This is a genomic window from Atlantibacter hermannii (assembly GCF_009907385.1).
Taxonomy (GTDB): Bacteria; Pseudomonadota; Gammaproteobacteria; order Enterobacterales; family Enterobacteriaceae; genus Atlantibacter; species Atlantibacter hermannii_A.
Genome location: NZ_JAAATR010000031.1, coordinates 21,984 through 47,507 on the forward strand (window position 1 = coordinate 21,984; position 25,524 = coordinate 47,507).

Below are 25,524 nucleotides of genomic sequence, written 5' to 3' on the forward strand. Positions count from 1 at the left end.
CTGCGCGCCTGAACGTTTCAGCTTAAAAAACAGCCAAATGTTCGATCTGATACAGGATGTATTGATAGCTGACGCAAATAAATAATATTTTTCAAATTTCCCTGATCAATGTTTACTACTTTCTCTGACAACTAACCTGTATCTTAAGAGCTTCTTAACACTGACCAGCCAGCGTTTGAGTACCTGTAGAGTATGCGGATAAATAGCCATGAATGATGGAAAGAGACAGTCTGATTTGCCTGACGTTGATGAAAAATATCTCTTAGATTTACTCCATCACAACTCCGATTGGGTCTGGGAAGTGGATGCGCAGGGGCGGTACACCTGGGTTTCGGGAGTGGTACATGATTTGCTGGGCTATGAGCCGGGCTATGTCATCGGTCGGACTCCCTTTGATTTTATGCCACCGGGGGAAGCGGAACGCGTTGCCGGCGCTTTCGGTGAAATCGTCTCTCAGCAGCGCGCGTTTTCCGGGCTGGTTAACCGCAATATGCGCGCCGATGGTCAAATTGTGGTGCTGGAAACCAGCGGCATTCCACTGTTTAACGATCGGGGAGAACTAACCGGCTATCGCGGCATCGACAGAAATATTTCTAATCTCGGCGAACGCGTACTGCAGCTCGAAACTATCTATGATACGACGCCTGTTGCCCTGTGTATGCTGGATCTGGACGGGCGGCTGGTCATGTCAAATAAGGCCATGAATGGCTTGCTGAATGTTTCGCAGGAAGAAGCGGCTGGCAGCCTGCTGGGGCATATAATGCCGGACGTATGGCAACAGTTTCAGGATGATTTCATTCTTTCGGGATCCGGCGTAAAAATTCCAGGGCGCGAGATCATCTGGCGCGATCGTTGTTACGACACCCAACCCGTGGCCTTATACAATGCCAGCAACCGCGTAGTGGGGCTGTCAGTGACCTGGGTGGACATTACCGCGCGTCGTGAGGCGGAGCAGAAACTGGCAAGCGCTAACCAGGTGCTGCAGCAGTATGCCCAGCGCGACCATTTAACCGGCCTGTATAACCGCCGCTACATGGATGAGTGCCTGATGAATGAAATTAACCAGGCCGTCGAGGATGGTTTCCCGCTTTCAGTGTGCCTGGCGGATATCGATTATTTTAAGCGTTATAACGATAACTATGGTCATCAGTCCGGCGATAACTGCCTGCGCGCCGTTGCCAACGCGCTGGTGTCATCAAGGCGGCGTCCTGAAGATAACGTGAGTCGCTACGGCGGCGAAGAGTTTCTGGTGATTTTGCCCCGCACTGACCAGGAGCAAGCCATGGCGGAAGCGGAGCGCCTGCGTGAAAATATTAATGCGCTCATGTTGCCGCACGTTGCCAGCCCGACCCATTATCTCACCATCAGCATTGGCGTGGCGACGCTGTACGCCGGTGAATCGCTGTCGACGGATATGCCGCTGCATATGATAGCCAGCGGACTGATCCATCAGGCGGATACGGCGCTGTATGCCGCAAAAAATCGCGGGCGTAATCAGGTGGTGGCGATGCCGGAAACGCCTTATAACGCCCGATAGGTGCGCTGCGGGCGGCCCACTTTGCCATAAATAATTTCCGCGACAATCTGCTGTCGACTGGCGGCAAACTCCAGATAACGCCGGGCGGTGGTGCGGCTCAGTTTCAGCGCATCTGCCACGGTTTCGGCGGTATGTCGCGCCAGCGGATCGGCAAACAGCTGCTGTACTTTTGCCAACGTTAGCGCATCAATCCCAGGCGGCAGCGCTTCTTTTTGTTCACCTCGCGCATAGGCGTTAAACATATCGTCGATTTGCCGCTGGCTGGCGCAGGCATTTCTGGCGAGCAGTGCGTAACGCTGCTGAAAACGGCTGAGGGTTTGCCCAAGCCGTTCATAGGCGATGGGTTTGACCAGATAATCAAACACGCCGCAGCGCACGGCTTCAGACACGGTATCCATGTCGCTTGCCGCCGTGGTAAAGACCACGCCGCCGGTGTAGCGGGCCTGGGAAAGTTCGTGCAGCAACGTGACGCCTTTGCCGTCGGGTAAGTAATTATCCAACAGGATAAGCGCCGGTTTGAAGCGAGCAATCATTTCCCGGGCCTGCACCAGATTGCCCGCCAGCCATACCGTCCCGCAGCCGGGAAAATGGCGGATAAACTCGGCATGCATTTCCGCCAGCGGCGTTTCGTCCTCAACTATTAAAATCGTCAGAGATTGTTCCATCACTCTTTTTCACTTTCGGTATAAAAACGGAAAACAAAGCGCCGCATGGCTGGTTATCTTCAACGGTAATCACGCCACCATAGCGATTAACAAAACTGGCGATCAGATACAGCCCGATGCCGTGTTCCCCTTGCGCATCAGTTTTGGTGCTGACGCCCTGTTGGAAAAGGGTCTGGCGTAGCGTATCCGGCACACCGCACCCCTGGTCCGCCACCTCAATAATCACATCATCGCCTTCATCGCTCAGATACAGTTCCACCGTTTTATCGCCCTGAGGATTATTCAGACAGGCTTCAAATGCGTTATCCAGCAGATTCCCGACGATGGCGGCGAATTCCGTACTGTCCATCTCCTGGGGGAGATGATGCAGTACGCAGCCGGGTACAAGATTCAGCGATAACCCCAGCTCCCGCGCTCGCTGACATTTGCCATACAGCAATCCCGCAACCTGGCGATCGTCAACGGCATCGCGCAGGGTGTCGATCAGCTGTTGCTGAGCCTGAGATTCGCCTTTTACCATCGCCAGGACCCGATCATACTCTTTCATTTGCAGCAGACCACTGAGCGTAGACATCCAGTTGAGGTGCTCATGACGCAGCGTTCTCAGGCTTTCAACGTACTGCTTAATTTGCGTCAGCTGAGCATTCAGCGCGCTGATTTCATCCTTGCTGCGAAAGCTGATGATCGCGCCCAATAGCGCGTGCTGATAGCGGATCACGCCGCGATTGGCGATCACGCTTAACCCGTTAAATGTACACATCGCATCCTGGCGCTGTTCTTCAATGCGCTCGGTGAAAAAATCGCAAGGACTCACCACATCGCCGATATGGCGCCCCAGCCACTGGCGGCCCGGGGACGTTAAACCCAGCATTTTACGCGCATTACGGTTGATAGCCGTGATAAGCCCATCGGGATCGACGGCAATCAGCCCTTCGAATACCGAACCAAACAGCGCCTCTTGTTGGCGCACTACCCTGGCGATTTGCTGCGGTTCCATACCGAGCATCTGGCGACGGATATGCGCGGCGAATAACCACGACAGCAGCATTAAAATAATCAGGATAACCACAAACACGCCGGCCAGCGGCAGCAGAAAATCCAGCCGCCAGCTGTTGATCTTACTGACTAAATATCCCAGCGAAACGACGCCGATCACCTGCTGATGCTCATCGAAAATCGGCGTTTTGGCGCGCATTGCCATGCCGATGGATCCTTCGCCGGTAATAAAATAGCTTTCGCCTTTTTCCAGCGCGCCAGGCTTAGTCCACTGCATGGGATAGCCAATTTTGGCCGGGTTAGGATGATAAAGACGAACAGAGTGACGGTCCCCGATGACCACGTAATCAAAATCGGAGCCGGTGGATAATTTACCGACAATTTGCCTCAGTCGCTGGGTATCGCGGTGTTTTACCGCATCGATAACGCTATCGTTGGAAGCGATGATTCTGGCCTGGTTCATCGCCATGCCGCGTACATGCAGGGTTAAATAATCTTCAAAGCTGGCGGAGAGATATTGGCCCAGCGCGCTGATTAACAGTGTTGACACCACCAGTAATAACAGAAATATCCGTAATGGAAACGCCAGACGGCGAAAAAAACGCAATAAGTTGATTTGTTTTCTCCCGGTCATAACGCTTCCTTTTAATACCGCAATCAATCGGCAGTCGATTGTTATTTAATTGTTTCCGTATGGCGCGTCAGACGCCAGATTATCGTGGCAAATTGATAGCATTAAATCAATTAAATAAATTAAAACCATGAACGGTGTCGTAGGGAATTTAATTAACCAAATAAAAACCATAAAGACTATTTTAATCGCTGAATAGTTTGTGAAATATATCAAAATTCAGGTTTTGAATAGTGCGTAACATTTCGCTGCATACCGCACCGTTAATAAAAATGCCTGCGTGGCAGGCTTCTTTATTATTGCAGCAGTTTATTAACATTTATTCCCCACCTTACTCATGGCGCAGGGACGGATACCTATGTTTGGCAATACCGTGTTCACACGGGTAAAGCGCAGCGAAAATAAGAAAATTGCCGGGATAACGCAATTCCTGCGTGAGAACGATTTGAGTATTGATACTACCGTAGAGATATTTATTACCGTCACGCGTAATGAACGCCTCATCGCCTGCGGCGGCCTTGCCGGGAATATTATTAAATGCGTCGCTATTGATGAGTCAGTGCGCGGAGAAGGATTAGCGCTCACCCTGGCCACAGAATTAATTAATCTGGCCTATGAACGTTTTTGCACTCAGTTATTTATCTACACCAAAACCCAGAATGAAGCCCTGTTCAGGCAGTGCGGTTTTTTTACCCTGGCGCGGGTGCCGGGCGTCATGGTGCTGATGGAAAACAACGCCACGCGTCTGCAACAGTACGCCAGCTATCTCACGACACTGCGCCGGGACGGCAACACAATCGGCTGTATCGTGATGAACGCCAACCCGTTTACGCGCGGCCACCGCTACCTGGTGCAGAGGGCCGCGGCACAGTGCGACTGGCTGCATCTGTTCTTGGTTAAAGAAGATACCTCCCGTTTCCCGTATGAAGACCGGCTGGCGCTGGTGCGCGCCGGGACGGCGGATATTGAAAAGCTCACGGTGCATCGCGGCTCGGAATACCTGATCTCCCGCGCAACGTTTCCCTGCTACTTCATTAAAGAACAGAGCGTGATTAACCACTGCTATACCGAAATCGATCTGCAAATCTTCCGTAATCATCTTGCTCCCGCGCTGGGCATTACTCATCGCTTCGTCGGCACAGAACCGTTTTGCAACGTGACCGCCAGCTATAACGCCGATATGCGGCGCATTCTGCAGGATCCGACCCAACCCGCGCCGCCAGTACAGCTGACAGAGATTGAGCGCCTGCAGTATCACGGCATCGCTATCTCCGCTTCCTGGGTGCGCAAACTCCTGGTCAAGCGCGACCTCGCGACCATTGAGCTGCTGGTTCCCGACGCTACCGCCCGCTATCTGCGACGCATGTTGGCTGACACCGCCATGCGTTCCACTGCGCTTCAAACCGAATCCGTATTAACTACAGGTGAATCATGAAAATTACCCGACCTGCCGTCGCCGGCACGCTGGAGTCCGGGGATGTCATGGCGCGCATCGCGCCCCTCGACTCGCACGATATCGAGCTGCAAATCAACAGCAGCGTGGAAAAACAGTTTGGCGTCGCCATCCGCGCCACCGTGCTGGAGATCCTGACGCGCTATCAGGTGCGCGGCGTTCAGGTGTTTATCGATGATAAAGGCGCGCTGGACTGCGTATTGCGCGCACGTCTGGAAACGCTGCTGGCGCGCGCCTGCGAGGTGACGGCGCTGCCCTGGGAGACGCGCGCATGAAGCTTACCCCTGAACAACGTAAATCCCGTACCCGCCGCAGCATGCTGTTCGTCCCCGGCGCCAGTGCCGCGATGGTCAGCAACGCGTTTATCTACCACGCCGATGCGCTGATGTTTGATCTGGAAGACTCGGTGATCCTGCGTGAAAAAGACGCCGCTCGCCGCCTGGTTTTCCACGCGCTGCAGCATCCGCTGTACCGGGACGTAGAAACCATCGTGCGGGTCAATGCGCTGGATTCCGATTACGGTGTGGCGGATCTTGAGGCCGTGGTGCGCGGCGGCGTGGACATTGTGCGCCTGCCGAAAACCGACACCGCTCAGGACGTGATTGATATCGAACACCACATCGCGCGGATTGAGGCTGAATGCGGCCGGGAGCCTGGCAGCACCGGCCTGCTGGCCGCTATTGAATCGCCACAGGGCATTACCCAGGCGGTGGCGATTGCCCACGCCTCGCCGCGCCTGATCGGCATCGCGCTCGGCGCGGAAGATTACGTGCGCAACCTGCGCACCGAACGTTCGCCCGAGGGCACGGAACTGCTGTTTGCCCGCTGCGCCATTCTCCAGGCGGCGCGCGCCGCAGGCATTCAGGCCTTCGATACCGTCTATTCCGACGCCAACAACGAAGCCGGTTTTCTGCGAGAAGCCGCGCATATCAAACAGCTGGGTTTTGACGGCAAGTCGCTGATCAACCCGCGCCAAATCGAGTTGTTGCACAACCTGTATGCCCCGACCCGCCAGGAAGCGGATCACGCCCGGCGCGTGGTCGACGCCGCCGAGGCCGCGGCGCGGGAAGGGCTGGGCGTGGTCTCGCTCAACGGCAAGATGGTGGATAGCCCGGTCATTGAGCGGGCGCGTCTGGTGCTGTCACGGGCAGCGCTTTCCGGTATTCGTGAGGAGTAACGACATGCAGCAAACCACACAACGGCAGGCGCGGGTCAGCGCAGGAAAGGGCGATCGTCCGGCATTTCAGCCTACCTCAAAACTCAATCTGCAAACCCGCAAGCCGCGCGATAAAAAAATGTGCGCCACCCTGCAGGAGGCTATTCGCCGTTCAGGATTGCAGGATGGGATGACCATTTCTTTCCATCACGCTTTTCGCGGCGGCGATTTAACGCTGAATCTGGTGATGGACGCCATTGCCGGAATGGGATTTAAAAACCTGACGCTGGCGTCCAGCTCGCTGAGCGACTGCCACGCGCCGCTGGTGGAGCATATCCGCAATAACGTCGTAAGCCGAATTTATACCTCCGGGTTGCGCGGGCCGCTGGCGGAAGAAATTTCCCGCGGCTTACTGGCCGAGCCGGTGCAGATCCACTCCCACGGCGGCCGCGTGCAGTTGGTCAACAGCGGCGAGCTGGCGATTGACGTGGCGTTTCTCGGGGTGCCCTCCTGCGACCCCTACGGCAATGCCAATGGTTACACCGGCACAGCCTGCTGCGGATCGCTGGGCTACGCCAAAGTGGATGCGGAGCATGCTCGTCAGGTCGTGCTGTTGACCGAAGCGCTGCTGCCGTATCCCCATCATCCTGCCAGCATCGCTCAGGATTGCGTCGACTTGATTGTGCAGATCGACCGTGTCGGGGATGCCGACAAAATTGGCGCCGACGCCACTCGCATGACGTCCAACCCGCGCGAGCTACTGATTGCCCGCCATGCGGCGGACGTGGTGGTCAATTCCGGTTACTTCAAACCCGGTTTCTCGCTGCAAACCGGCACCGGGGGCGCGTCGCTGGCGGTGACGCGCTTTCTGGAAGACAAAATGCGCAGCCGCAATGTCCACGCCGACTTCGCGCTGGGCGGCATTACCTCCACCATGGTCGATCTGCACGAAAAGGGATTGATCAAAAAGCTGCTCGACGTTCAGAGCTTTGACCGCGCCGCTGCGGAGTCGCTGGCCCGCAATCTCAACCACATTGAAATAAGCGCTAACCAGTACGCCAACTGGGGTTCCAAAGGCGCGAGCGTCGACCGTCTCGACGTGGTGGTGCTGAGCGCGCTGGAGATCGATACCCAGTTTAACGTCAACGTGCTGACCGGCTCGGACGGCGTGTTGCGCGGCGCATCCGGCGGCCACTGCGACACGGCGGTGGCGGCGGCGCTGTCGATTATCGTTGCGCCGCTGGTGCGCGGACGCATCCCCACCCTGGTGGATAGCGTGACCACCTGCGTCACGCCCGGTTCCAGCGTCGACATCCTGGTGACCGACCACGGCACGGCCGTCAATCCGGCGCGCCCGGAGCTGGCAGAGCGCCTGAAACAGGCCGGGCTGCGCGTGGTCACTATCGAATGGCTGCGGGAAAGGGCGCGCATCCTGACAGGCGATCCCTGTCCGATTGCCTTTACCGACCGGGTTATCGCCGTGGTGCGCTACCGCGACGGCTCGGTGATCGACGTGGTTCATCAGGTGAAGGAATAGGCCATGACGCGTTCTGCGGATCGTGCCGTCACGCTGCCGGCGCTGCTGGCCAGCCGGGATGCGCGCCAGGCGCGGCAAACGGCCTGGCTCAGGCAACATGGGGTCACGCTGATCTCCTTTACCGTCGTCGCCCCCGGCCCGGTGAAAGACAGCGATCTCACCCGGCGGGTTTTTGGTCACGGCCTCCGGGCGCTGGAAGACATGGCGCGCGACGCCAGTTGGCCGGTGATCGCCCAGGCATCCTTTGCCCTGATTACCGGCCCGGAAGCGCTGCTGGCGATTAACGCCCCGGCGCAGACGGTAAAGCGCGCCGCCATCACGCTGGAGCAGACGCACCCGCTGGGGCGGCTGTGGGATATCGACGTTTTCACGTCGCAGGGCGAAATCCTGAGCCGCCAGCAATTTTCCCTGCCGCCGCGCGCCTGCCTGATTTGCTCCCGCGCCGCAGCGCTCTGCGCCCGCGAGCAATCCCACTCCCTTGCTGAACTGCTGGCCCATATGGAGACGCGCCTGAATGATGCCGAACACGCTTGAGCAGGGAGGCCTTGCGCCGCACATCACCGCGCATTACAGCGACTGCGCCTGGCGGGCCATGCTGGCGGAAGTGAATCTCTCGCCCAAGCCCGGCCTGGTGGACCGCTATAACAGCGGCGCGCACCGGGACATGGCGCTGGAGGACTTTTACCGCAGCGCGGATGCCATCCGCCTGTGGCTGCCGCGCTTTGTGGAGATGGGCGCATGCAGCGCTGGCTTGCCGGAAAGCGCGGTGCTGGCAGCGATCCGCCCCCTCGGGATGGCCTGCGAAGCGGCAATGTTCCGCGCCACCGCCGGGGTGAATACCCATAAAGGCAGCATTTTCTCGCTGGGGCTGCTGTGTACGGCGGCGGGGCGATTAACCCAACAGCAGCAACGGGTCACGCCAGAAGCGCTGTGCCGCCTGGTCGCGGGGTTTTGTCAGGGGCTCACCGCACGCGAGCTGGCGCAGCACAACGCCGGGCAAACGGCGGGCCAGCGCCTCTATGTGCAGCTCGGTCTGACCGGCGCGCGAGGCGAAGCCGAAGCCGGATTCCCGCTGGTGCGCGACCATGCGTTACCCCATTACCTGGCCCTGAAAGCGCAGGGCGTCGACCCGGAACTGGCGCTGCTCGACACGCTGCTGGTGTTGATGGCGCGCAATGGCGACACCAATGTGGCGTCGCGCGGCGGCGCTGACGGCCTGCGCTGGCTGCAACACAGGGCGATCGCGCTGCTGCGCCAGGGCGGGATCCGTCGTGCGTCAGACCTTCAGGCGCTCGTCGAATTCGATAATGCCTGTATCGCCCGCCATCTCAGCCCCGGCGGCAGCGCCGATCTGCTGATCGTTACCTGGTTTTTAGCTGAAATTTCAACCGTTAAATCTCAAACACTAACAAGCACAAGCTTTTCATGGAGAAACAGCGATGACTGCTTCAAAAGATAAGATATGGAAATTACTGGCCCCGCTGGTGGTAATGGGCGTCATGTTGCTCATTCCGGTTCCTGACGGTATGCCGCCGCAGGCATGGCACTATTTTGCCGTGTTTGTCGCGATGATCGTTGGGATGATCCTCGAACCCATTCCGGCTACGGCGATCAGCTTTATCGCCGTCACGATTTGCGTCATCGGCAGCGATTATCTGCTGTTTGATGCCAGCGAACTGGCCGACCCGAAATTCGACGCCGGTAAACAGGCGCTAAAGTGGGGGCTGGCGGGCTTCTCCAGCACCACGGTGTGGCTGGTGTTCGGGGCGTTTATATTCGCGCTGGGTTATGAAGTGACGGGGCTGGGGCGCCGTATCGCGCTGTTTATGGTCAAGTTTATGGGTAAACGTACCCTGACGCTCGGCTATGCCATCGTGATTATCGATATCCTGCTGGCGCCGTTCACCCCGTCGAATACCGCGCGCACCGGCGGCACCGTGTTCCCGGTTATCAAAAACCTGCCGCCGCTGTTTAACTCCCATCCCAACGATCCGTCATCACGCCGCATCGGCGGCTATCTGATGTGGATGATGGTGATCAGTACCAGCCTCAGCTCCTCAATGTTCGTCACCGGCGCCGCGCCGAACGTGCTGGGCCTTGAGTTCGTCAGCAAAATCGCCGGGATTCAGATCAGCTGGCTGACCTGGTTCCTGGGCTTTTTACCGGTGGGCATTATTCTGCTGATTATCGCGCCGTGGCTCTCGTATGTGCTGTATAAACCGGAAGTGACCCACAGTGCGGAAGTTTCCAGCTGGGCCAGCGGCGCGCTGAAAGAGATGGGCGCGTTGACCCAGAAAGAGATCACCCTGATTGGCCTGGTGCTGCTGAGCCTGGCGCTGTGGGTGTTCGGCGGTGAAGCCATTGACGCCACGGCAGTGGGCTTGCTGGCGGTATCGTTAATGCTGGCCCTGCACGTGGTGCCGTGGAAAGAGATCACCAAATATCACAGCGCCTGGAACACCCTGGTGAACCTGTCGACGCTGGTGGTGATGGCCAACGGTCTGACGCGTTCCGGGTTTATCGACTGGTTTGCGAAAACCATGAGCACCCATCTGGAAGGGTTCTCGCCCACCGGCACGGTGATCGCGCTGGTATTAGTGTTCTACTTCGCGCACTACCTGTTCGCCAGCCTGTCGGCGCATACCGCCACTATGCTGCCGGTGATCCTCGCGGTGGGTAAAGGCATCCCGGGCGTACCGATGGAACACTTGTGTATCCTGCTGGTGCTGTCAATCGGTATCATGGGCTGCCTGACGCCGTATGCCACCGGCCCCGGCGTGATCATCTACGGCTGCGGCTACGTGAAGTCCAAAGATTACTGGCGGCTCGGCGCGATTTTCGGGGTGATTTATATCTCGATGCTGATGCTGGTCGGCTGGCCGATTCTGGCGCTCTGGAACTGATCCTCATCTTGCTGATAAGCGCCTCGTCGGGGCGCTTTTTTTTGTTTTACCACCCCCCAATCTTTTCCCCCGCGTGAAGTGGTTCAGGTTAGCGGAATGTTATAAAGTCGAACCTTGTTTGACGTATTTGACTTATTCCAGGGAGCATCACCCATGAACCGGCAGCGGCAAGCCGATCTGTTTTTAGTGTTAACCACGCTTATTGCCGCCTGCGGCTGGATCTTCTCCAAAGAAGCGATTGCCGGAATGCCGGTGTTCGCGTTTCTCGGCGTGCGGTTTTTCTTCGCCTCGCTGGTGCTGTTGCCATTTTGTCGCGGTCAGGCTATTCCGCGCCATCAGTGGCGGCAGGTGCTGACCAGCGGCGTCTGGATGGCGTTAACCATGTGCCTGTGGATCTACTCGGTATCCAGCACGCCGTCGCTGGGCGAAGGGGCATTTATTATGAGCCTCGCCATGCTGTTTGTACCGCTGACGGCGTGGGTGATGATGCGGGTGCGTCCGGCGCGGGCGTACTGGGAGTGTTTACCGGTGGCGGGGATTGGCCTGGCGCTGTTAAGCCTGCACAGCCCGATATCATTTCACCCCAGCCAGGGCTGGTTTTTACTGACGGCGCTGGTGCAGTCGATCTCGTTTTGCTATACCAGCCGCTGTGCCCGGGAGGTGCCGTTAATCCCGCTGACCACCGCACAACTGATGATGACGGGCCTCGTTGGCCTGGCGATTTCCGCCAGCGTCGAACACATTACCCAGCCGTTTAGTTGGTCTATTGCACTGTGGGTGCTGGCCAGTATTTTCATCGCCACCAGCCTGCGCTTCGCGTTGCAGTTGCAGGGGCAAAAATACGCTGCTGTCGCCAGCGCCGCCCTGATTATGGTGCTGGAACCGCTGTTCACCGTAATAGCTGCCGGGATTTGGTATGGTGAGCGTCTGCCCACCCAGAAAATTATCGGCGGCATTCTGATCCTGCTCGCTCAAATCTGGTTCCGCTGGCGGATGATCAACCGCGTCTAATCGTCTGGCTGTATGCAGTCATTTTGACATTTAATCTGGTCAAAATGACTGTTTTCAGGATAGTCATTTTAACCTTCTTTATTGTCACTGAATTAAATAAATTGTTATAAATCATATAATTAGAAAGTTGGCACGCAACTTGATATATGAGCCATATCGCAATCGAATTTATTTTCATGAACACAAGAGGTTGATATGGCTATTCTGGTTAAGAACACGATTTCCTGGGTTGGTCAGCGTGACTGGGAAGTGCGCGATTTTCACGGCACCGAATACAAAACGCTGCGCGGCAGCAGCTACAACAGCTACCTCATCCGTGAAGAAAAAAATGTGCTGATCGACACTGTCGATCACAAATTCAGCCGCGAGTTCGTGCAGAACCTGCGCGGCGAAATCGATCTGGCGGATATCGATTACATCATCATTAACCACGCCGAAGAAGATCACGCGGGCGCGCTGACCGAGCTGATGATGCAAATCCCCGACACCCCGATCTACTGCACCGCCAACGCCATTGACTCCATTAACGGCCACCATCACCACCCGGAGTGGAATTTCCACGTGGTGAAAACCGGTGACACGCTGGATATTGGCAATGGCAAACAGCTGATCTTCGTCGAAACGCCGATGCTGCACTGGCCGGACAGTATGATGACTTATATGACCGGCGATGCGGTGCTGTTCAGTAACGATGCCTTCGGCCAGCACTATTGCGACGAACGCCTGTTTAACGATGAAGTGGATCAGACTGAACTGTTCGAACAGTGCCAGCGCTACTACGCCAACATCCTGACGCCGTTTAGCCGCCTGGTCACGCCAAAAATCACCGAGATCCTCGGCTTCAACCTGCCGGTGGATATGATTGCGACCTCTCACGGCGTGGTATGGCGTGAAAACCCGACTCAAATCGTCGAGCTGTATCTGAAGTGGGCGGCGGACTATCAGGAAGATCGCATTACCATCTTCTACGACACCATGTCCAACAACACCCGCATGATGGCCGACGCTATCGCCCAGGGCATCAACGAAGTTGATCCGGTGGTGGCGGTGAAAATTTTCAACGTGGCGCGCAGCGATAAAAATGAAATCCTGACCAACGTGTTCCGCTCCAAAGGCGTGCTGGTGGGGACTTCCACCATGAACAACGTGATGATGCCGAAAATCGCCGGCCTGGTGGAAGAGATGACCGGTCTGCGCTTCCGTAATAAACGCGCCAGCGCGTTCGGTTCGCACGGCTGGAGCGGCGGCGCGGTAGACCGCCTGTCTACCCGCTTGCAGGATGCCGGGTTTGAAATGTCCCTGAGCCTGAAAGCCAAATGGCGTCCGGATGTGGATGCGCTGGAACTGTGCCGCCAGCATGGCCGCGACATCGCCCGTCAGTGGGCGCTCGCACCGCTGCCGGAAGCCACGGTGAAAACAGAGCCGAAGCCGGATGACAGCGCCAGCGCCGCCGTTGTTGACGCCGATCTCGGCCCTTGCATGCAGTGCAGCGTTTGCCAGTGGATTTACGATCCGGCAGTCGGCGAGCCGATGCAGGATGTCCAGCCGGGCACGCCATGGAGCGACGTGCCGGACAACTTCCTGTGCCCCGAATGTTCGCTGGGTAAAGACGTCTTCGATGAGCTGGCAACGGAGGCGGTATGAGCCACGGGATCGTCATTATCGGGTCGGGCTTCGCGGCCCGACAGTTAGTCAAAAACCTGCGTAAACAGGACAGCCAGGTGGCCATCAGCGTGATTGCCGCCGACAGTATCGATGAATACAACAAGCCCGATCTCAGCCACGTCATCAGCCTGCGCCAGCGCGCCGACGAGATGACGCGTCAGTCGGCGGGCGAGTTCGCCGAGCAGTACAACGTGCGCCTGTTCCCGTACACCTGGATCACAGCGATCGATGCCCAGGCCCGTGTGGTAAAAAGCACCGATAACCAGTGGTCCTATGACAAACTGGTGCTGGCGACCGGGGCCAGCGCGTTTATCCCGCCGGTGGCCGGGCGCGAACTGATGCTGACGCTCAACAGCCAACTGGAGTATCGCGCCTGCGAGTCGCAGTTGTTTGATGCGCGTCGGGTGCTGATCGTTGGCGGCGGATTGATCGGTAGCGAACTGGCGATGGATTTCACCCGCGCGGGTAAATCCGTCACGCTGGTGGATAACGCGGCCAGCATTCTGGCTTCGCTGATGCCGCCGGAAGTGAGCAGTCGCTTACAGCATCGTCTGACGGATATGGGCGTACATCTGCTGCTCAAATCGCAGTTGCAGTCGCTGGAGCAAACCGCCAACGGCATTCGCGCCGCCTTCGATCGCGAGCGTCATGTAGAGGTGGATGCGGTGATCTCCGCGACGGGCTTACGTCCGGAAACCGCGCTGGCGCGCAGCGCCGGTGTGGCGGTGAATCGCGGAATTGTGGTGGACAGCACGCTGAAAAGCAGCAATCCGGATATTTACGCGCTGGGCGACTGTGCGGAAATCGACGGTCAGTTGCTGCCGTTCCTGCAACCGATCCAGATTAGCGCCATGACGCTGGCGAAGAACCTGCTCGGCGGCAACGCGCCGCTAAAACTGCCTGCCATGCTGGTTAAAGTGAAAACGCCGGAACTGCCGCTGCATCTGGCGGGTGAAACCCGTCGCAGCGATCTGAACTGGCAAATTATCACCGAATCCCAGGGCATGGTCGCGAAAGGCGTGGACGCCGAAGGCCAGCTACGTGCTTTTGTGGTCAGCGAAGATAAGATGAAAGAGGCCTTTGCCTTGCTCAAAGCCTTATCTGCGTAACGCATTAAACCTCATTTTTCAACGCACAGGGACGTGCGGTGTCAGTTGGCTTAACGCCTTTTCGCCCCGTTGCCCCGGGGCTTTTTTATTTCAGATAGCCTCACTATGTACCGATAAAGCGTGCGGCTTATTGTCGCGGCGGCGCTTGAGACTTTTGCCTTATTAACGCAGGGGAGTGAAGCGGTGGTGTGCGGCAGAAAAAAGAAAGCCCTGAAGGTCATTTTTTAATTAACCCACGTACTGCACCCATTTAGTTGGACTCTCAAACTGGAGAGTCCTATGCCCGGACGTAAATATACCCTCGAAGAACGCCTCGAAGTCGTTATGCACTATCTTGCTAGCGATGAAGGCTATCGGTTAACTTCAGCCCGTTTCCACATTCCCAGAACCCAGGTGAGAATCTGGGTTGCAGCCTGTGATGCTTATGGAGAAGAAGGATTAAAGCTCAGAAATAAGGGCGTATCCATTGACCTTAAAGCAGCTATCAAAGTAAAGCGTTACACCTCATGGCGTGGCGAATGGGGAAGTGCTGCTGCCAATATCCTGCAACGAAACTTCAAAGCCAGCCGGCCTAATGAAAAATGGGTCACAGACGTCGCCGAGTTTGCTGTCAATGGCCGGAAACTCTATCTGTCCTCCATCATCGATCTTTTCAATAATGAAGTGATTTCCTACAGTATTTCGGAACACCCAACCATGCCAATGATTGACGACGTGTTGATTAAGGCATTTGCCAGAATGGAGGAAAACAGCAAACCAGTACTTCATTCAGATCAGGGATGGCAATACCGGCATCGATGGTATCAGTATCAGTTGCGTGAGTTTGGGGTTTTGCAAAGCATGTCCCGTAAAGGAAACTGTCTGGATAATGCCTGTGCAGAATGCTTTTTCGGGACCTTAAAATCAGAATGCTTTTACACCCGTAAATTCAACGATGTTGACGAACTGAAGATCGTTCTTGAGGAGTACATTCATTACTACAATACTCGGCGAATCAGCCTTAAATTTAACGGCCTCAGCCCGGTTGAATATCGCCTGAAAACCTATCCGCTACGAATTTGATGTGGTGATTTTCATCAAGGAAGCATCATAAATAAAATTATGATAAAGCGTAATCAGCTTGCGCAGGATTTTTACATTTTTGATGATAGTGTTAAGGATATCATCCAGTTCTCAAGCCTGCGCAACATCTGAAATGAATAGGGTTTAGGTCCGCTATGAGCGATGAGCGGACCTAAAGATATAGCTTCAAACATGCGATGATGATTGATATCCAGCCAGGTTTCAGAAGGACCGACAGACTGCCGGTCCTGCGGGGAGATTACTTCAGCTCCAGCTTACTTATCACATGGGCAATATCCGCGATATCGCCTGCTGACAACGGCTGCAAAGGACGAGGCAGGCAATCCATGTCGGTTAGCCCAAGCACACCAGCAGCTGCGGCAATAACACGAAGACTTCCACCATGTTTACGGAACAGCGCCCACAAAGGTTCAAGGCGGGCTGTCAGGGCAGTAACGCGTTGATGATCCTTTACCGCCGCGGCTTCAGTGATTTGTTTCGCCATCTCAGGGAACAGACCCCCACACACGGAGTACCAGACTTCACAACCAGCGTTTAATCCCAGCCCCGCATAAGCGTCGCCACTGATGCCGATTGTTACGCCAGGGCGCAGATGTTGACGTAACGCATTCACCCGCTCAGTCGCTGCAGCGGGGCTATCCGGTACGCCAGGGATCTTGACCGAGCGAATCCCCTCAAGTGATGAGAGACGACCGTGGAGTTCATCCGTAAAGGTAAAATGCGTAGTGCCCGGATTATCATAGATACACACCGGTACAGACACGTGCCGGGTAACGGTCTCAAAGAGTGAGAATACTTCTTCGTCACGGAGTGGCTGGTAGCTGACCGCCGGGAGTAACAGAGCATTCGCGCCGGCTGCCTGCGCGTCATCTGCCAGATGCAGGATAGCATCGGTACTGACCGCTCCCACACATACCATCATTGGGATATCCCCGGCATGCTGTTTTGCCAGCGTTGCTACGCGCTTACGCTGCTCCCGGGTTAGATAGGCGTAGCTTCCGGTTGACCCCAGGAGACCCATAGAATCAACCCGAGCTTCTGTCAGGCGGGAAAGAATATGGCTGAAACCCTTTTCATCCACTCCTCCGGCGGTGACTGGGGTTAATGGAAACGCCGACAAACCGGTAAACATAAAAGTTTCTCCTGAATGATATTACTGCTGTTGTTCTTCGATGAGAGCAACCTCAAACCACAGACCGGGCATCATTTTTTCCAGACCGTCGGTCAGCATCTTCCCGGCTTCGTGAAGTCTCTCCAGCGGCATCTGCGGCAGGCTTTCCAGAATAAACCACATTTGCTGAGCTTCCACACCTAAGCGGGTTCTGATCCCCTGTCGCCAGTTCCAGCGGCGGCAGGTCACGCCGATATCATCACACCAGATGATCTCGCCTTGTGAAGGATATTCAACGGCCGTTTCCCCCTCTTTGACTGTATCAAAAGGCTCTGTTCCTTTTGCCACAGCCAGACATGGTGAACCCTGATAGGCAGCGATATTCTCTCCACCCACCGGAACGGCGTAGCGGAGACTAACGGCATTATAAAGATCAACGATGGGATCAAGTGCTGGCATCGTTCCGTCACGTAATACGCGCTTGCGTAACGCATCTGCTGAGCAGGGGGTGCGTTTAGGTTTAGCACCAAACTTTTGAAAAACCTCTGCCCATGCGGCCAGATGCGCTTCCGCCCACTCAGGCTCACCGGCCAGAACCGCTTCACAGGCTTCTCGCAGCGCTGTTTCTCCAATATCGGGGTTAAGCACTGGTGCAGCTTTTACGTAGACACTGAGTGCCCGAAAACCAGGCGCAATGCGATAAATTTCAGGGGCAATTGACGGAGAGACTGTTAACACGTGATAATCCTGTAATGACCAATTTATCCCATGATAATGACCGATGACCAAAAAAGTCAATTTAATGACCAATGCAGATTCAATCGTCAGCACCGTAAATGAAGCCGTATCTCAGCGGATTAAGCTGTATCGTAAGCAAAAGAAAATATCGCTCGATGAACTCTCCCGCCGGGCGGGCGTCAGCAAGGGCGCGCTGGTTGAGATTGAGGGATGCCGGGCGAATCCCAGCATAGCCCTGTTATGCCGCCTGGCTGCCGCGATGGGGGTTTCGGTAGCCGATTTTGTGGATGTCAGTTCCAAACCGACCGTGCATCTTATTGCTGAAGATGAGATCCCAGAATTGTGGGCTGGTGAAAAAGGAGGGAGAGCAAGGTTGCTCGCTGGTTCGGGCGGCCCTGATATGACCGAGCTCTGGATGTGGGAAATGCAACCGGGGGAAAAGTTTGCTTCGCCCGGCCACACGGAAGGGACGCTTGAGCTGTTTTATGTTCAGACAGGCACGCTCACGCTGGGTGTGAAGGACCACCTGTATCAGGTAAAAACCGGCTGTTCAGCAACAGCCAGAACGGACGTTCCTCATTTCTATGAAAACCAGGAGGAGGGACCATTGGTGTTCATCATGACAGTACATGAGAAAACATCCTGATTGTCGCCCGGCAAGCAATAGGGCTTGTTTTATCACAGGTAAGTTTGCATGGAGTGGTTCAGTGGATAATCAACATCTGAGTTTTGCCAAAAGCCAGTTTACTGTCACAACCGATCCCGCTTGTTTTCAACTGGAAGTCATTCACGATTACCTCTCGCAATCGTCCTGGGCTCCTGGCATTGATGCCGAAACGGTCAGAATATCAATCCAGAACAGCCTTTGTTTTGCGCTTCTGGATGGAACAAGACAAATCGGCTTCGCCCGCCTTGTCACAGACTATGCCACTTTTGGTTATTTGTGCGACGTCTACGTATTAAACGATTATCAGAAAAGTGGTCTCGGCCGCTGGCTGATCGAATGCTGTCACGCCCATCCGTTGATGTCACGCCTGCGACGGATAATGTTGGTCACTGACAGCGCGCCCTGGCTATACCAAAAACTGGGTTATAACCCATTGAACCGGAAAGATTTTGTCTGGCAGATCAATCGGCCAGACATTTATCGTAATGCCGGGCAAAAATAAGAATACTTTTCAGAGAGTAATGATAAATGTTAATCCGTAGGGCCAGTTCCTCTGATGCAGAAGAGCTGGCTATTTTAGCCGAGCGAACCTTCAGAAAGACTTTCCAGGATGGTAATACTCAGGAGGATATGGATCTTCACTGCCATGCAAGCTATTCAACTAATATCCAGTTGCAAGAAATCCTCAGACAAGACTGGATCACATTAGTCTGCGAATACGAGAGCAAACTGATTGGGTACGCTCAACTAAGGTGGGAAGAGTTTCCTCTCAGTGTCAATAGCATCCATGCCGGAGAAATTCTGTGCCTGTATGTCGATGAGCCCTACCATGGTAAAGGATTTGCACAGGCACTGATGCAAAAGTGCTTTGCTGAATTTGAGGCAAAGGGATCGGATCCTGTCTGGTTAGGTGTCTGGGAACATAACCCAAGGGCCATCTCTTTTTACCGTAAGCTTGGGTTTACCGAGGTGGGTGAGCATATCTTTCAGGTTGGGTCAGACCCGCAGAGAGATATCATTATGAAACGCTCAACTTACGCTAGCTGAACACACATTTTGACGTCCGCTTCTGGCACAACGCGGACATTCCGGCCTTTAAGACTCTTTCTGCCGTCAGTTAGCCCAGTCTTCCAGTACCAGGCCTGGCACACGCTCAAACTCACGTACGTTGTTGGTCACCAGCACTGCGCCGGTGGCGATGGCATGCCCGGCGATCGCCGTATCGTTCGGACCGATTGGCGTCCCGGCCGCAGTCAGTGCTGCCTTAATCTCCGTGGTTGCGTCCACCGCGGCGCGGTCCCAGGCGAGGATTGCATCGAGGCGGGCGCAGAAAGCTTCGACAAGCAGGCCGTGGCGGGAAGATGCCTTCTTTCCGATCGCACCGAAACGCATCTCGGCATAAGTAATGGCCGAAACCACGATGCGGTGATTCCGCAGCACAGCCTGCTCCAGCCGTTTAATGACAGCTTCCGGCTGCTCACGCATGATGAACGAGCAAATGTTGGTGTCCAGCATATATGTCTTGATCACAAGTCAAACCGTCCTTCATCGCTGACAATGTCCCCACGTTCGGACATAAAGTCTGAATCGGCTTTTTCGAGCTGAGTAAACGAACCCCATGTTGGGCGAACGGGACGAAGGATGATGCTGTCACCTTCCCGGACGATTTCCAGTTCGCTTACTCCCTCAAAATCCATGTCACGAGGCAGACGGATAGCGCGATTGTTGCCGTTTTTGAATATCGATACGGTTCTCATAGTATTTCTCCTGATAGGTTAGCCTTAAAGCATATGCTAAGTATATGCAGATGTTGGGGGTATGTGTAAATAAAACTACTTCGGAGTGATAGAGGCGCAAATGCGGTGCATGCAAAACTGCTCTACATACCTCAATTAAGCTTTTCTTCACCTAAGATCTGAATAATCAGAATTGGATCTTGCTCAATTAACTGGTGCAGAACAGGTGGTTGCAGAAACAAGGAAGTGCGTGGAGTAAGAAGCAGTTGAATGGATGATTTGGCTGTGGAAAAGTTTATTTAGCTTTTGCAGGAAACAAAAAAGAGCCCATGTATTCCATGGACTCTTTCTGAGATGCCTCGATTATTCTGTCCAACTTTTGGGGGGCAGTGCACAACGAGGCTACCTGCATGCATGAACAACATCAGGACAGCCTCTTACCTGTCGCAAGACAATGAGAAGAAAGCGATGAAACAGCCGCGAAACGCCCGGATCCGGTGTGTATTCAGGGTGTATTTGACACCAATGATCTTCACATATCTGACCCGAAGTTCGCTGTGCGATTTGCGGCTAAAAGACGGAAGCAGGGAGGTCGCTGCGTTACTGGCTTACGAACCTGGTAAATAGCACCTGGAGGCGGGGGAAACCCCGCCTTTTCAGGCTGGTGTGGTCAGGAATGCCTGGCGCGCCTTTTAACAGCGCTGCCAGTCGCTAACGGGCAGCGCTGTTCTCTGCTTGCTGAACGTTGCCCAACCCCAAAAGCGAGGCGGTAACTTCAGATTATTTCAACTCCAGCACCTGATGATTATCCGTTCGATTTTCCGCCAGTTCGTCCAGGTTTGCGGCCGTGACCAGGCTTATCTGGTGTGGCGCAGTCGCTTTGGCAAATACCCGATGCCCTTTCTGGTTTACCGCCAGGCGTAAGCGCAGGCGTTTTACTTCGCTGTCAACGGAGGACAACGTACCTTGTTGTGCCAGCGGCGACTGGGTATACAGCAGCTCAAAAATCCCTTCCCGCTGGGGGCCCAGTTCAAACCACTCTTCATAGCGGCTGTTCATGGCTAAGCCTACCAGGAACGATCCGGCGCGGGCGCGCCCCACGTTGAACGCGAATCCGGCTTCGCCCATGCTCTGCTGGCGCGTATGGTTGATGACTTTGGTGACGCCGCCAGGCCGCAGATCCAGCAGCCCAAGCGCCACGCCGGTTTTGGCGGTCGGCTGATAGGGGGCGTCAGGATTACTGCTGAGCGGGGCATGAATATGCAGTGCGGGGGTATCGTTGCCAAAACGGTCGGCCATTTTGTCAAATATCACCGCATTCTGACGATCGTCTGCCAGGCCCCACAGGCGGGAGATCCACAGCGATCGGCTGGAATTTCCCGCCAGCAGAATATGTATCTGCTCCGGCAAAGGGGTAAATGCCTGACCGAGCGCGGCGATAAACTTATCAATGCCCAGCGCGATGCGCTGCTCAAGATATTCCGCCAGCTCACCATAGGGGATCACGAAATCGCAGCTGACTTTTTCTCCCGCCCGGTTGAACAGATCCAGCGTGCAGGTTTTGTCTTCCCAGTCCGGCTCTGCGGTACAGGGGGTTTCCCAGAACGGACGTAGCTCGCCGATCAGTAACATGGTATTGCTGTAGGCGGCCTGGGTTTTTTCAAGATAAATTTCCGAACCCGGGAACGGGTCGGCATCCAGCGGTTTGGTAAAGGCGATGTGATATTTCTGGCATAAATCGAGGTTATTACGAAACACCCGATAGGCCATATTTTCCAACAGATTCTCGCCGCCCAAAAATTTATCGCCCGCCGGGGCGAAATGCTCAAATACCCGCTCGAAGCCTTCGTCTTCCTCTTCTTCTGAAGGGTGACGGTAGTAGCCGAAGTCAAAATCGGTGGTGCCGCCGCCAAAATCAAATACCGCGTAGGCGGCACCCTGTTCGCCAGGTTGGATAGCCAGGGCATCCAGCGCGCATACCGCATAGGCGGCAGGCTCGCTGGCTAACTCTTCGACGCTAAAGGCGTTAAGAAATTCCGGCTGCGCAACCAGCGTTGGCGGCAGGCTGCGCTGCAATCCGCGTTTAAAGCTGGCGAGAATTTTTTCTTTAACCTCGCGTGGATACTCCACCGGGAAGGTCATGAAATATTCCAGCGAGATCCCCCGCCCGCGCCAGTTAATGCTCATGCCTAAAAACCAGGCGTACAGCTCGATGGGATCGAAAGGATAATCACCCGCGACATCCAGCCACTCTCCGCGCGTTGGGTTATTTTGGGTGAGCGGCGCAAGGGTGTGCTCGCACTGTTGCTGATCGGTGAATACCACCTGATGATCGCTGGACTGGCGCAGCGCCCACTGTTTCAGCCGGGTCAAAATGCTGCTGACGGTATAGATATCGCTCTGGTTGTCGCGCAGTTTCGCCTGCGCCTCGTGCGAGCAGTGCACCATTTCCCAGCGCACGCCGGGGCGGTAGGCCTCTTCGGTCCATTCGCTTAATAATGCCTGCAAATCGATAATTTCTAATACCGTCGGGTTTTCAAAATGATGCGGTTCAATGCGTTCATAGAAATCACGCACGCCGATACGCATTAACTCTTTGCGGCCGTTTTCGGTTTCATAAGCCACCACGGTGCTGCTGGTGCCGAAGTCGATAGCAACGCAGCCGGGGCGGATATCTCGCGCCGGATCGCGCGGGCGAATGTTCAGGGCTTCAAGCGTATTCGCGTCCTGCCCCCACATTTCCCACAGCCCTTTATTGATATCGGTAAAGGTGAGGGGATCGATTTTCGGCAGGCGGTTAACCTGGTAATCCAGTTCTACCAGCGCGGTAGTAAAATGATCCTCCCAGCCATCCAGCCAGTTACGACCAGGATCGCTAAGGGAACTCAGCTTGACCGGCATGTCGATCAGGATATCCGCGAACACCTGTTTCGTGACGGATGCGCAGGGAATGGAGGGATATTGATACCCCGGACTGGCGGAAGGGTTATTGCTGTCAAGGTCGATAAACCCTTCCACAACGTTAAACCCGTATTTATCGCGCAGGCGATTATTGTCGCCCTGGCGCAGCGGATTCTTGCGGTTTTTTGCAAACAGCAGCATTTCGTGGCGAGTCGGCACGCGCCAGCCTTTGAGTCCCAGCCAGCGTAGTTCGTTGCAGTACGCCTGGTTTTCGGTAACCAGCCCCGGCGGGTAATAGCGGCTATCATGTGTCCAGAGCAGCAGCCGATCGTCCTTTGCCTGCACCAGCCATTTCATCTGCTCGCCATCAATGAGAATACCAAACGTCTCTTTGCTGTGTAGCTCTGCCCAGAACGTTTCAACCAGCCCAAGCCAGGCGCGATCCTGTAGTTTTTCCAGCATGTTTTTTCTCTTCGTATCCGTCTTTATCTGATTACTACAACTGCACCAGCGGCTTACGAACCCGCTTGCCCGCGCTATTAATCAGCCCGGGTAGCCACAGCGCGGCGATAGTGTCGCCCTGGCCGACGCCATTATGGATTTCATAGTTATAAGCGCTGGCGGCAGCCACGGTTTCAAGTTCTGCCAGCCGGTCGATCCACAGCCGGTTATGCAGCGAAAGGGCATATTCCAGCAGACGCTGCTCATCATCGTTAACCGGCGCGGCGCGGGATTTCGCCCGTTCGTAAAGCACGTCCCACAGGCGTTCGATGCGATCCCAATGGCTGGCGATGACTATCACCTGCTGGAACTGCTCGGCCTCGCCGTCGGGGAGGGGGCGGCGCAGCCATTTCTCCTGCAGTTCGGGATCGTTTTTCACTATCGCGATGATGCCCCGCAGCGGTTGCAGGGCGTCAGGTGCCGGCGCGGGCGCGGGCTCGCTTAGCGGCGGCGCGGTGGGCAGGGGGGCCGGCGATGTCTCACTCAACTGACGCCAGGCGTGCTGCAACTGCTGTTGCACTTCTTCACTGATAAGCCCGGCGAGCCAGGCGCGAAAGTCGGGATCGGCGTGTAAATCTTCAAAGGGCGGTGTCATTGTGCGTCAGCTCTCATACTCTTCCAGTAACGGTTCCATTTCCGGGCGCACCGTCAAATAACCCACCTCAACAAATTTGCGCGCCATGGCTTTAATTTGCTGCTGGTGGCGAAACGGGCTTTGCTGAAAGCTGCGCTTTTTAATTGCCAGCGCGCTTTTATTGGGTTCCGGCCAGGGGCTTGATATGGCGGGCAAGGTCAGGCTGCCCAACAGCATCGCCATATCGCTCGGGCTGACTTTTTGCCAGAAGTGCGCAAAAAACAGCGGCATAAACTGGGCGATAGCGGCATCAGTCAGATCGTCAGTGCGCAACAGGTTGGCTTCATAGTGGGCGCGCTCTTTATTCCAGTTGGCCTGCTGTTGCTGAAGGCTCTGCTGGCAGGTTTTTAACGCCTCCTGCAACGCCAGGTTTTCCTGCTGCTCCTGCTGGAGCTGCTGCACAAGGGTTTCCTGAGTCCGTGAAGCCGCCTCAAGCTGGTGGGATTTCACCGGCGCGTCATGCTCAACCAGCTGCTTCCACAGCAGCGGCAGCAGGTGACGGCAAAACAGTTCCGGCGTTTTGCTTAACGGATCGCAGGCTGCGGCGCAGGCAAGCCAGGGAGCGAGCGGCAACACCATCACCGGGCTGTTCGCGACGGCATCAAGTAACGGCGGCAGCCACGGTTGGTAGGGTGCCTGGTAGAGCACCACAATCTGTTCCGCCGGGCTCCAGACCAGATGTTCGTTCAGTTCACGCAACGCTTCCGCCAGTTGGGCGGGCTGTGCGCACTCAAGGCTCTCTTCGCCTTTCAGCGGATAAACTTCCCAGCCTTGCGGGGTGTGGTAAAAACAGCTAAAGCGCTGCTGGTCGAGAATAATAGCGTAATGGCTCATCAATGCATGTCCGGCGTTATTCTGCATCAGCGCGCTGGGCGCGCAGGCTGGCGACGATCTCTTCCCGTGACAGACCGTCCGGCATATCGGCTTCGGCAGAGGCCAGCCAGGCCTCTACGCGCTCGCTGTCATACAGATCCAGTTCGTCGTCGAGATAATCGCGGATCAGCGTAAAGTCGTTGGTTTTACCCATCAGGTTAAGTACGCGCTCGGCGGTAAAAAACTCCGGCTTTTGCGCCACCAGCATGAGCAGGCTGATCGCCGAATCCATGCTGAAGGATTTATATTCGGTCAGGCCCTGGGCAATCACGCCGGCGCTGGCAGCGATTTTCTGTTCTTTGCTCCATTTGCTTTCCAGTCCCGGCTTCACTTCAAAATTCTTAATTGCCTGAGAATATTCATCAAACGTTGCGAATGCGTCCGGTGTAATCCCTGTCTCTGCGGCGGCCAGCACTTTTTCGCCGTGTTTTTCCGGTGACTGATCCGGGCGAAGAATATCCAGCGCGATCCCAATGACCTGCACCACGGCGCTGATCGCGCGCGCGATCTCCGGCGTGGTCGCAATTTTCAGCACCGTGCTGGCAACGCTCGCCACAAAACTGCCGATGCTCGACAGCGCCGAACCGATTGAACTAAAAAGTCCCATAGCCACTCCT

Annotated in this window: 26 protein-coding genes and 1 pseudogene; 17 read left to right on the plus strand and 10 right to left on the minus strand. The window is 55.5% G+C overall.

The window, feature by feature from the left end; translation table 11 throughout:
- Positions 1-208 precede the first annotated feature (208 nt).
- Entirely contained in the window at positions 209-1,537 is a 1,329-nt protein-coding gene (locus GV764_RS09080) for a sensor domain-containing diguanylate cyclase (RefSeq protein WP_161659867.1), read from the plus strand.
- Here the strand turns inward: GV764_RS09080 and dpiA are convergent.
- Together dpiA and dpiB are read right to left on the minus strand one after the other, a co-directional pair.
- Positions 1,522-2,202: a two-component response regulator DpiA gene (gene dpiA, locus GV764_RS09085; protein WP_161659936.1), complete on the minus strand. Its 681-nt coding sequence runs from the start codon at positions 2,200-2,202 to the stop codon at positions 1,522-1,524. The genes GV764_RS09080 and dpiA overlap by 16 nt on opposite strands.
- Positions 2,171-3,832 carry a sensor histidine kinase DpiB gene (gene dpiB / locus GV764_RS09090; protein ID WP_161659868.1) on the minus strand — a complete coding sequence of 554 codons (1,662 nt, stop codon included), beginning with the start codon at positions 3,830-3,832 and terminating at the stop codon, positions 2,171-2,173. Before dpiB ends, dpiA begins: the two co-directional genes overlap by 32 nt.
- 355 nt (positions 3,833-4,187) lie before the next feature.
- Between dpiB and citC the strand changes: the two genes are divergently transcribed.
- From citC to GV764_RS09145, 11 genes are all read left to right on the plus strand, one after another.
- Positions 4,188-5,264 (plus strand): [citrate (pro-3S)-lyase] ligase, encoded by a 1,077-nt coding sequence (gene citC, locus GV764_RS09095; RefSeq protein ID WP_161659869.1) that lies wholly within the window; start codon positions 4,188-4,190, stop codon positions 5,262-5,264.
- The gene (gene citD, locus GV764_RS09100) at positions 5,261-5,557 is read left to right on the plus strand and encodes a citrate lyase acyl carrier protein (RefSeq protein ID WP_161659870.1); all 297 of its coding nucleotides are present in this window, start codon (positions 5,261-5,263) and stop codon (positions 5,555-5,557) included. Before citC ends, citD begins: the two co-directional genes overlap by 4 nt.
- Positions 5,554-6,459, plus strand: a complete 906-nt coding sequence (locus GV764_RS09105; protein ID WP_161659871.1) for an aldolase/citrate lyase family protein — start codon at positions 5,554-5,556, stop codon at positions 6,457-6,459. Before citD ends, GV764_RS09105 begins: the two co-directional genes overlap by 4 nt.
- A 4-nt stretch (positions 6,460-6,463) precedes the next feature.
- Complete coding sequence (citF, locus tag GV764_RS09110) at positions 6,464-7,975, plus strand: citrate lyase subunit alpha (protein WP_161659872.1); 1,512 nt, start codon at positions 6,464-6,466, stop codon at positions 7,973-7,975.
- 3 nt (positions 7,976-7,978) lie between these two features.
- Positions 7,979-8,509: a citrate lyase holo-[acyl-carrier protein] synthase gene (citX, locus tag GV764_RS09115; RefSeq protein WP_161659873.1), complete on the plus strand. Its 531-nt coding sequence runs from the start codon at positions 7,979-7,981 to the stop codon at positions 8,507-8,509.
- On the plus strand, positions 8,490-9,434 hold the full coding sequence (gene citG, locus GV764_RS09120; RefSeq protein WP_161659874.1) for a triphosphoribosyl-dephospho-CoA synthase CitG: 945 nt from the start codon (positions 8,490-8,492) through the stop codon (positions 9,432-9,434). The genes citX and citG overlap by 20 nt, the downstream gene beginning before the upstream one ends.
- Positions 9,415-10,878, plus strand: coding sequence for an anion permease (locus GV764_RS09125; RefSeq protein WP_161659875.1), 1,464 nt, complete (start codon positions 9,415-9,417; stop codon positions 10,876-10,878). The genes citG and GV764_RS09125 overlap by 20 nt, the downstream gene beginning before the upstream one ends.
- Before the next feature lie 153 nt (positions 10,879-11,031).
- A complete protein-coding gene (locus GV764_RS09130; RefSeq protein WP_161659876.1) occupies positions 11,032-11,889 on the plus strand; it encodes a DMT family transporter in 858 nt (285 codons plus the stop codon).
- 195 nt (positions 11,890-12,084) lie between these two features.
- Positions 12,085-13,533 (plus strand): anaerobic nitric oxide reductase flavorubredoxin, encoded by a 1,449-nt coding sequence (gene norV / locus GV764_RS09135; protein WP_161659877.1) that lies wholly within the window; start codon positions 12,085-12,087, stop codon positions 13,531-13,533.
- A complete protein-coding gene (norW, locus tag GV764_RS09140) occupies positions 13,530-14,663 on the plus strand; it encodes an NADH:flavorubredoxin reductase NorW (protein ID WP_161659878.1) in 1,134 nt (377 codons plus the stop codon). The genes norV and norW overlap by 4 nt, the downstream gene beginning before the upstream one ends.
- A 279-nt stretch (positions 14,664-14,942) precedes the next feature.
- Complete coding sequence (locus GV764_RS09145; RefSeq protein WP_161659879.1) at positions 14,943-15,725, plus strand: IS3 family transposase; 783 nt, start codon at positions 14,943-14,945, stop codon at positions 15,723-15,725.
- Between the two features lie 259 nt (positions 15,726-15,984).
- Here GV764_RS09145 and GV764_RS09150 read toward each other — a convergent pair whose 3' ends face one another.
- Positions 15,985-16,878 carry a dihydrodipicolinate synthase family protein gene (locus GV764_RS09150; protein ID WP_161659880.1) on the minus strand — a complete coding sequence of 298 codons (894 nt, stop codon included), beginning with the start codon at positions 16,876-16,878 and terminating at the stop codon, positions 15,985-15,987.
- Between the two features lie 21 nt (positions 16,879-16,899).
- Positions 16,900-17,595, minus strand: a complete 696-nt coding sequence (locus GV764_RS09155; protein ID WP_131080968.1) for a B3/B4 domain-containing protein — start codon at positions 17,593-17,595, stop codon at positions 16,900-16,902.
- Positions 17,596-17,638: 43 nt separating this feature from the next.
- On the opposite strand from GV764_RS09155, the gene GV764_RS09160 reads away from it, so the two are divergent.
- The 3 genes from GV764_RS09160 to GV764_RS09170 all read left to right on the plus strand — a co-directional run bounded on the left by GV764_RS09160 (position 17,639) and on the right by GV764_RS09170 (position 19,309).
- Positions 17,639-18,241, plus strand: a complete 603-nt coding sequence (locus GV764_RS09160; RefSeq protein WP_161659881.1) for a helix-turn-helix domain-containing protein — start codon at positions 17,639-17,641, stop codon at positions 18,239-18,241.
- A 61-nt stretch (positions 18,242-18,302) separates the two neighbouring features.
- A complete protein-coding gene (locus tag GV764_RS09165; RefSeq protein ID WP_134894252.1) occupies positions 18,303-18,764 on the plus strand; it encodes a GNAT family N-acetyltransferase in 462 nt (153 codons plus the stop codon).
- Positions 18,765-18,790: 26 nt separating this feature from the next.
- The gene (locus GV764_RS09170; protein WP_156566117.1) at positions 18,791-19,309 is read left to right on the plus strand and encodes a GNAT family N-acetyltransferase; all 519 of its coding nucleotides are present in this window, start codon (positions 18,791-18,793) and stop codon (positions 19,307-19,309) included.
- A 66-nt stretch (positions 19,310-19,375) separates the two neighbouring features.
- Here GV764_RS09170 and GV764_RS09175 read toward each other — a convergent pair whose 3' ends face one another.
- Together GV764_RS09175 and vapB are read right to left on the minus strand one after the other, a co-directional pair.
- Positions 19,376-19,792 (minus strand): type II toxin-antitoxin system VapC family toxin, encoded by a 417-nt coding sequence (locus tag GV764_RS09175; RefSeq protein ID WP_161659882.1) that lies wholly within the window; start codon positions 19,790-19,792, stop codon positions 19,376-19,378.
- Positions 19,789-20,019: a type II toxin-antitoxin system VapB family antitoxin gene (gene vapB / locus GV764_RS09180; RefSeq protein WP_161659883.1), complete on the minus strand. Its 231-nt coding sequence runs from the start codon at positions 20,017-20,019 to the stop codon at positions 19,789-19,791. Before vapB ends, GV764_RS09175 begins: the two co-directional genes overlap by 4 nt.
- A 476-nt stretch (positions 20,020-20,495) precedes the next feature.
- Here vapB and GV764_RS22275 point away from each other — a divergent pair.
- A pseudogene (locus GV764_RS22275) lies at positions 20,496-20,552 on the plus strand (hypothetical protein); the annotation flags it as partial.
- Positions 20,527-20,625, plus strand: a complete 99-nt coding sequence (locus GV764_RS22280; RefSeq protein ID WP_328515162.1) for a Hok/Gef family protein — start codon at positions 20,527-20,529, stop codon at positions 20,623-20,625. The pseudogene GV764_RS22275 and the gene GV764_RS22280, both read left to right, overlap by 26 nt.
- A gap of 153 nt (positions 20,626-20,778) precedes the next feature.
- Here the strand turns inward: GV764_RS22280 and GV764_RS09190 are convergent, their stop codons facing one another.
- From GV764_RS09190 to GV764_RS09205, 4 genes are read right to left on the minus strand one after another with little or no spacing between them, the layout of a single operon-like run.
- Complete coding sequence (locus tag GV764_RS09190) at positions 20,779-23,361, minus strand: hypothetical protein (RefSeq protein WP_161659885.1); 2,583 nt, start codon at positions 23,359-23,361, stop codon at positions 20,779-20,781.
- 34 nt (positions 23,362-23,395) lie between these two features.
- Entirely contained in the window at positions 23,396-23,995 is a 600-nt protein-coding gene (locus GV764_RS09195; protein ID WP_161659886.1) for a hypothetical protein, read from the minus strand.
- A 6-nt stretch (positions 23,996-24,001) separates the two neighbouring features.
- Positions 24,002-24,868, minus strand: a complete 867-nt coding sequence (locus GV764_RS09200) for a hypothetical protein (protein ID WP_161659887.1) — start codon at positions 24,866-24,868, stop codon at positions 24,002-24,004.
- A gap of 16 nt (positions 24,869-24,884) precedes the next feature.
- On the minus strand, positions 24,885-25,514 hold the full coding sequence (locus tag GV764_RS09205) for an anti-sigma factor (protein ID WP_161659888.1): 630 nt from the start codon (positions 25,512-25,514) through the stop codon (positions 24,885-24,887).
- Positions 25,515-25,524: the final 10 nt, after the last annotated feature.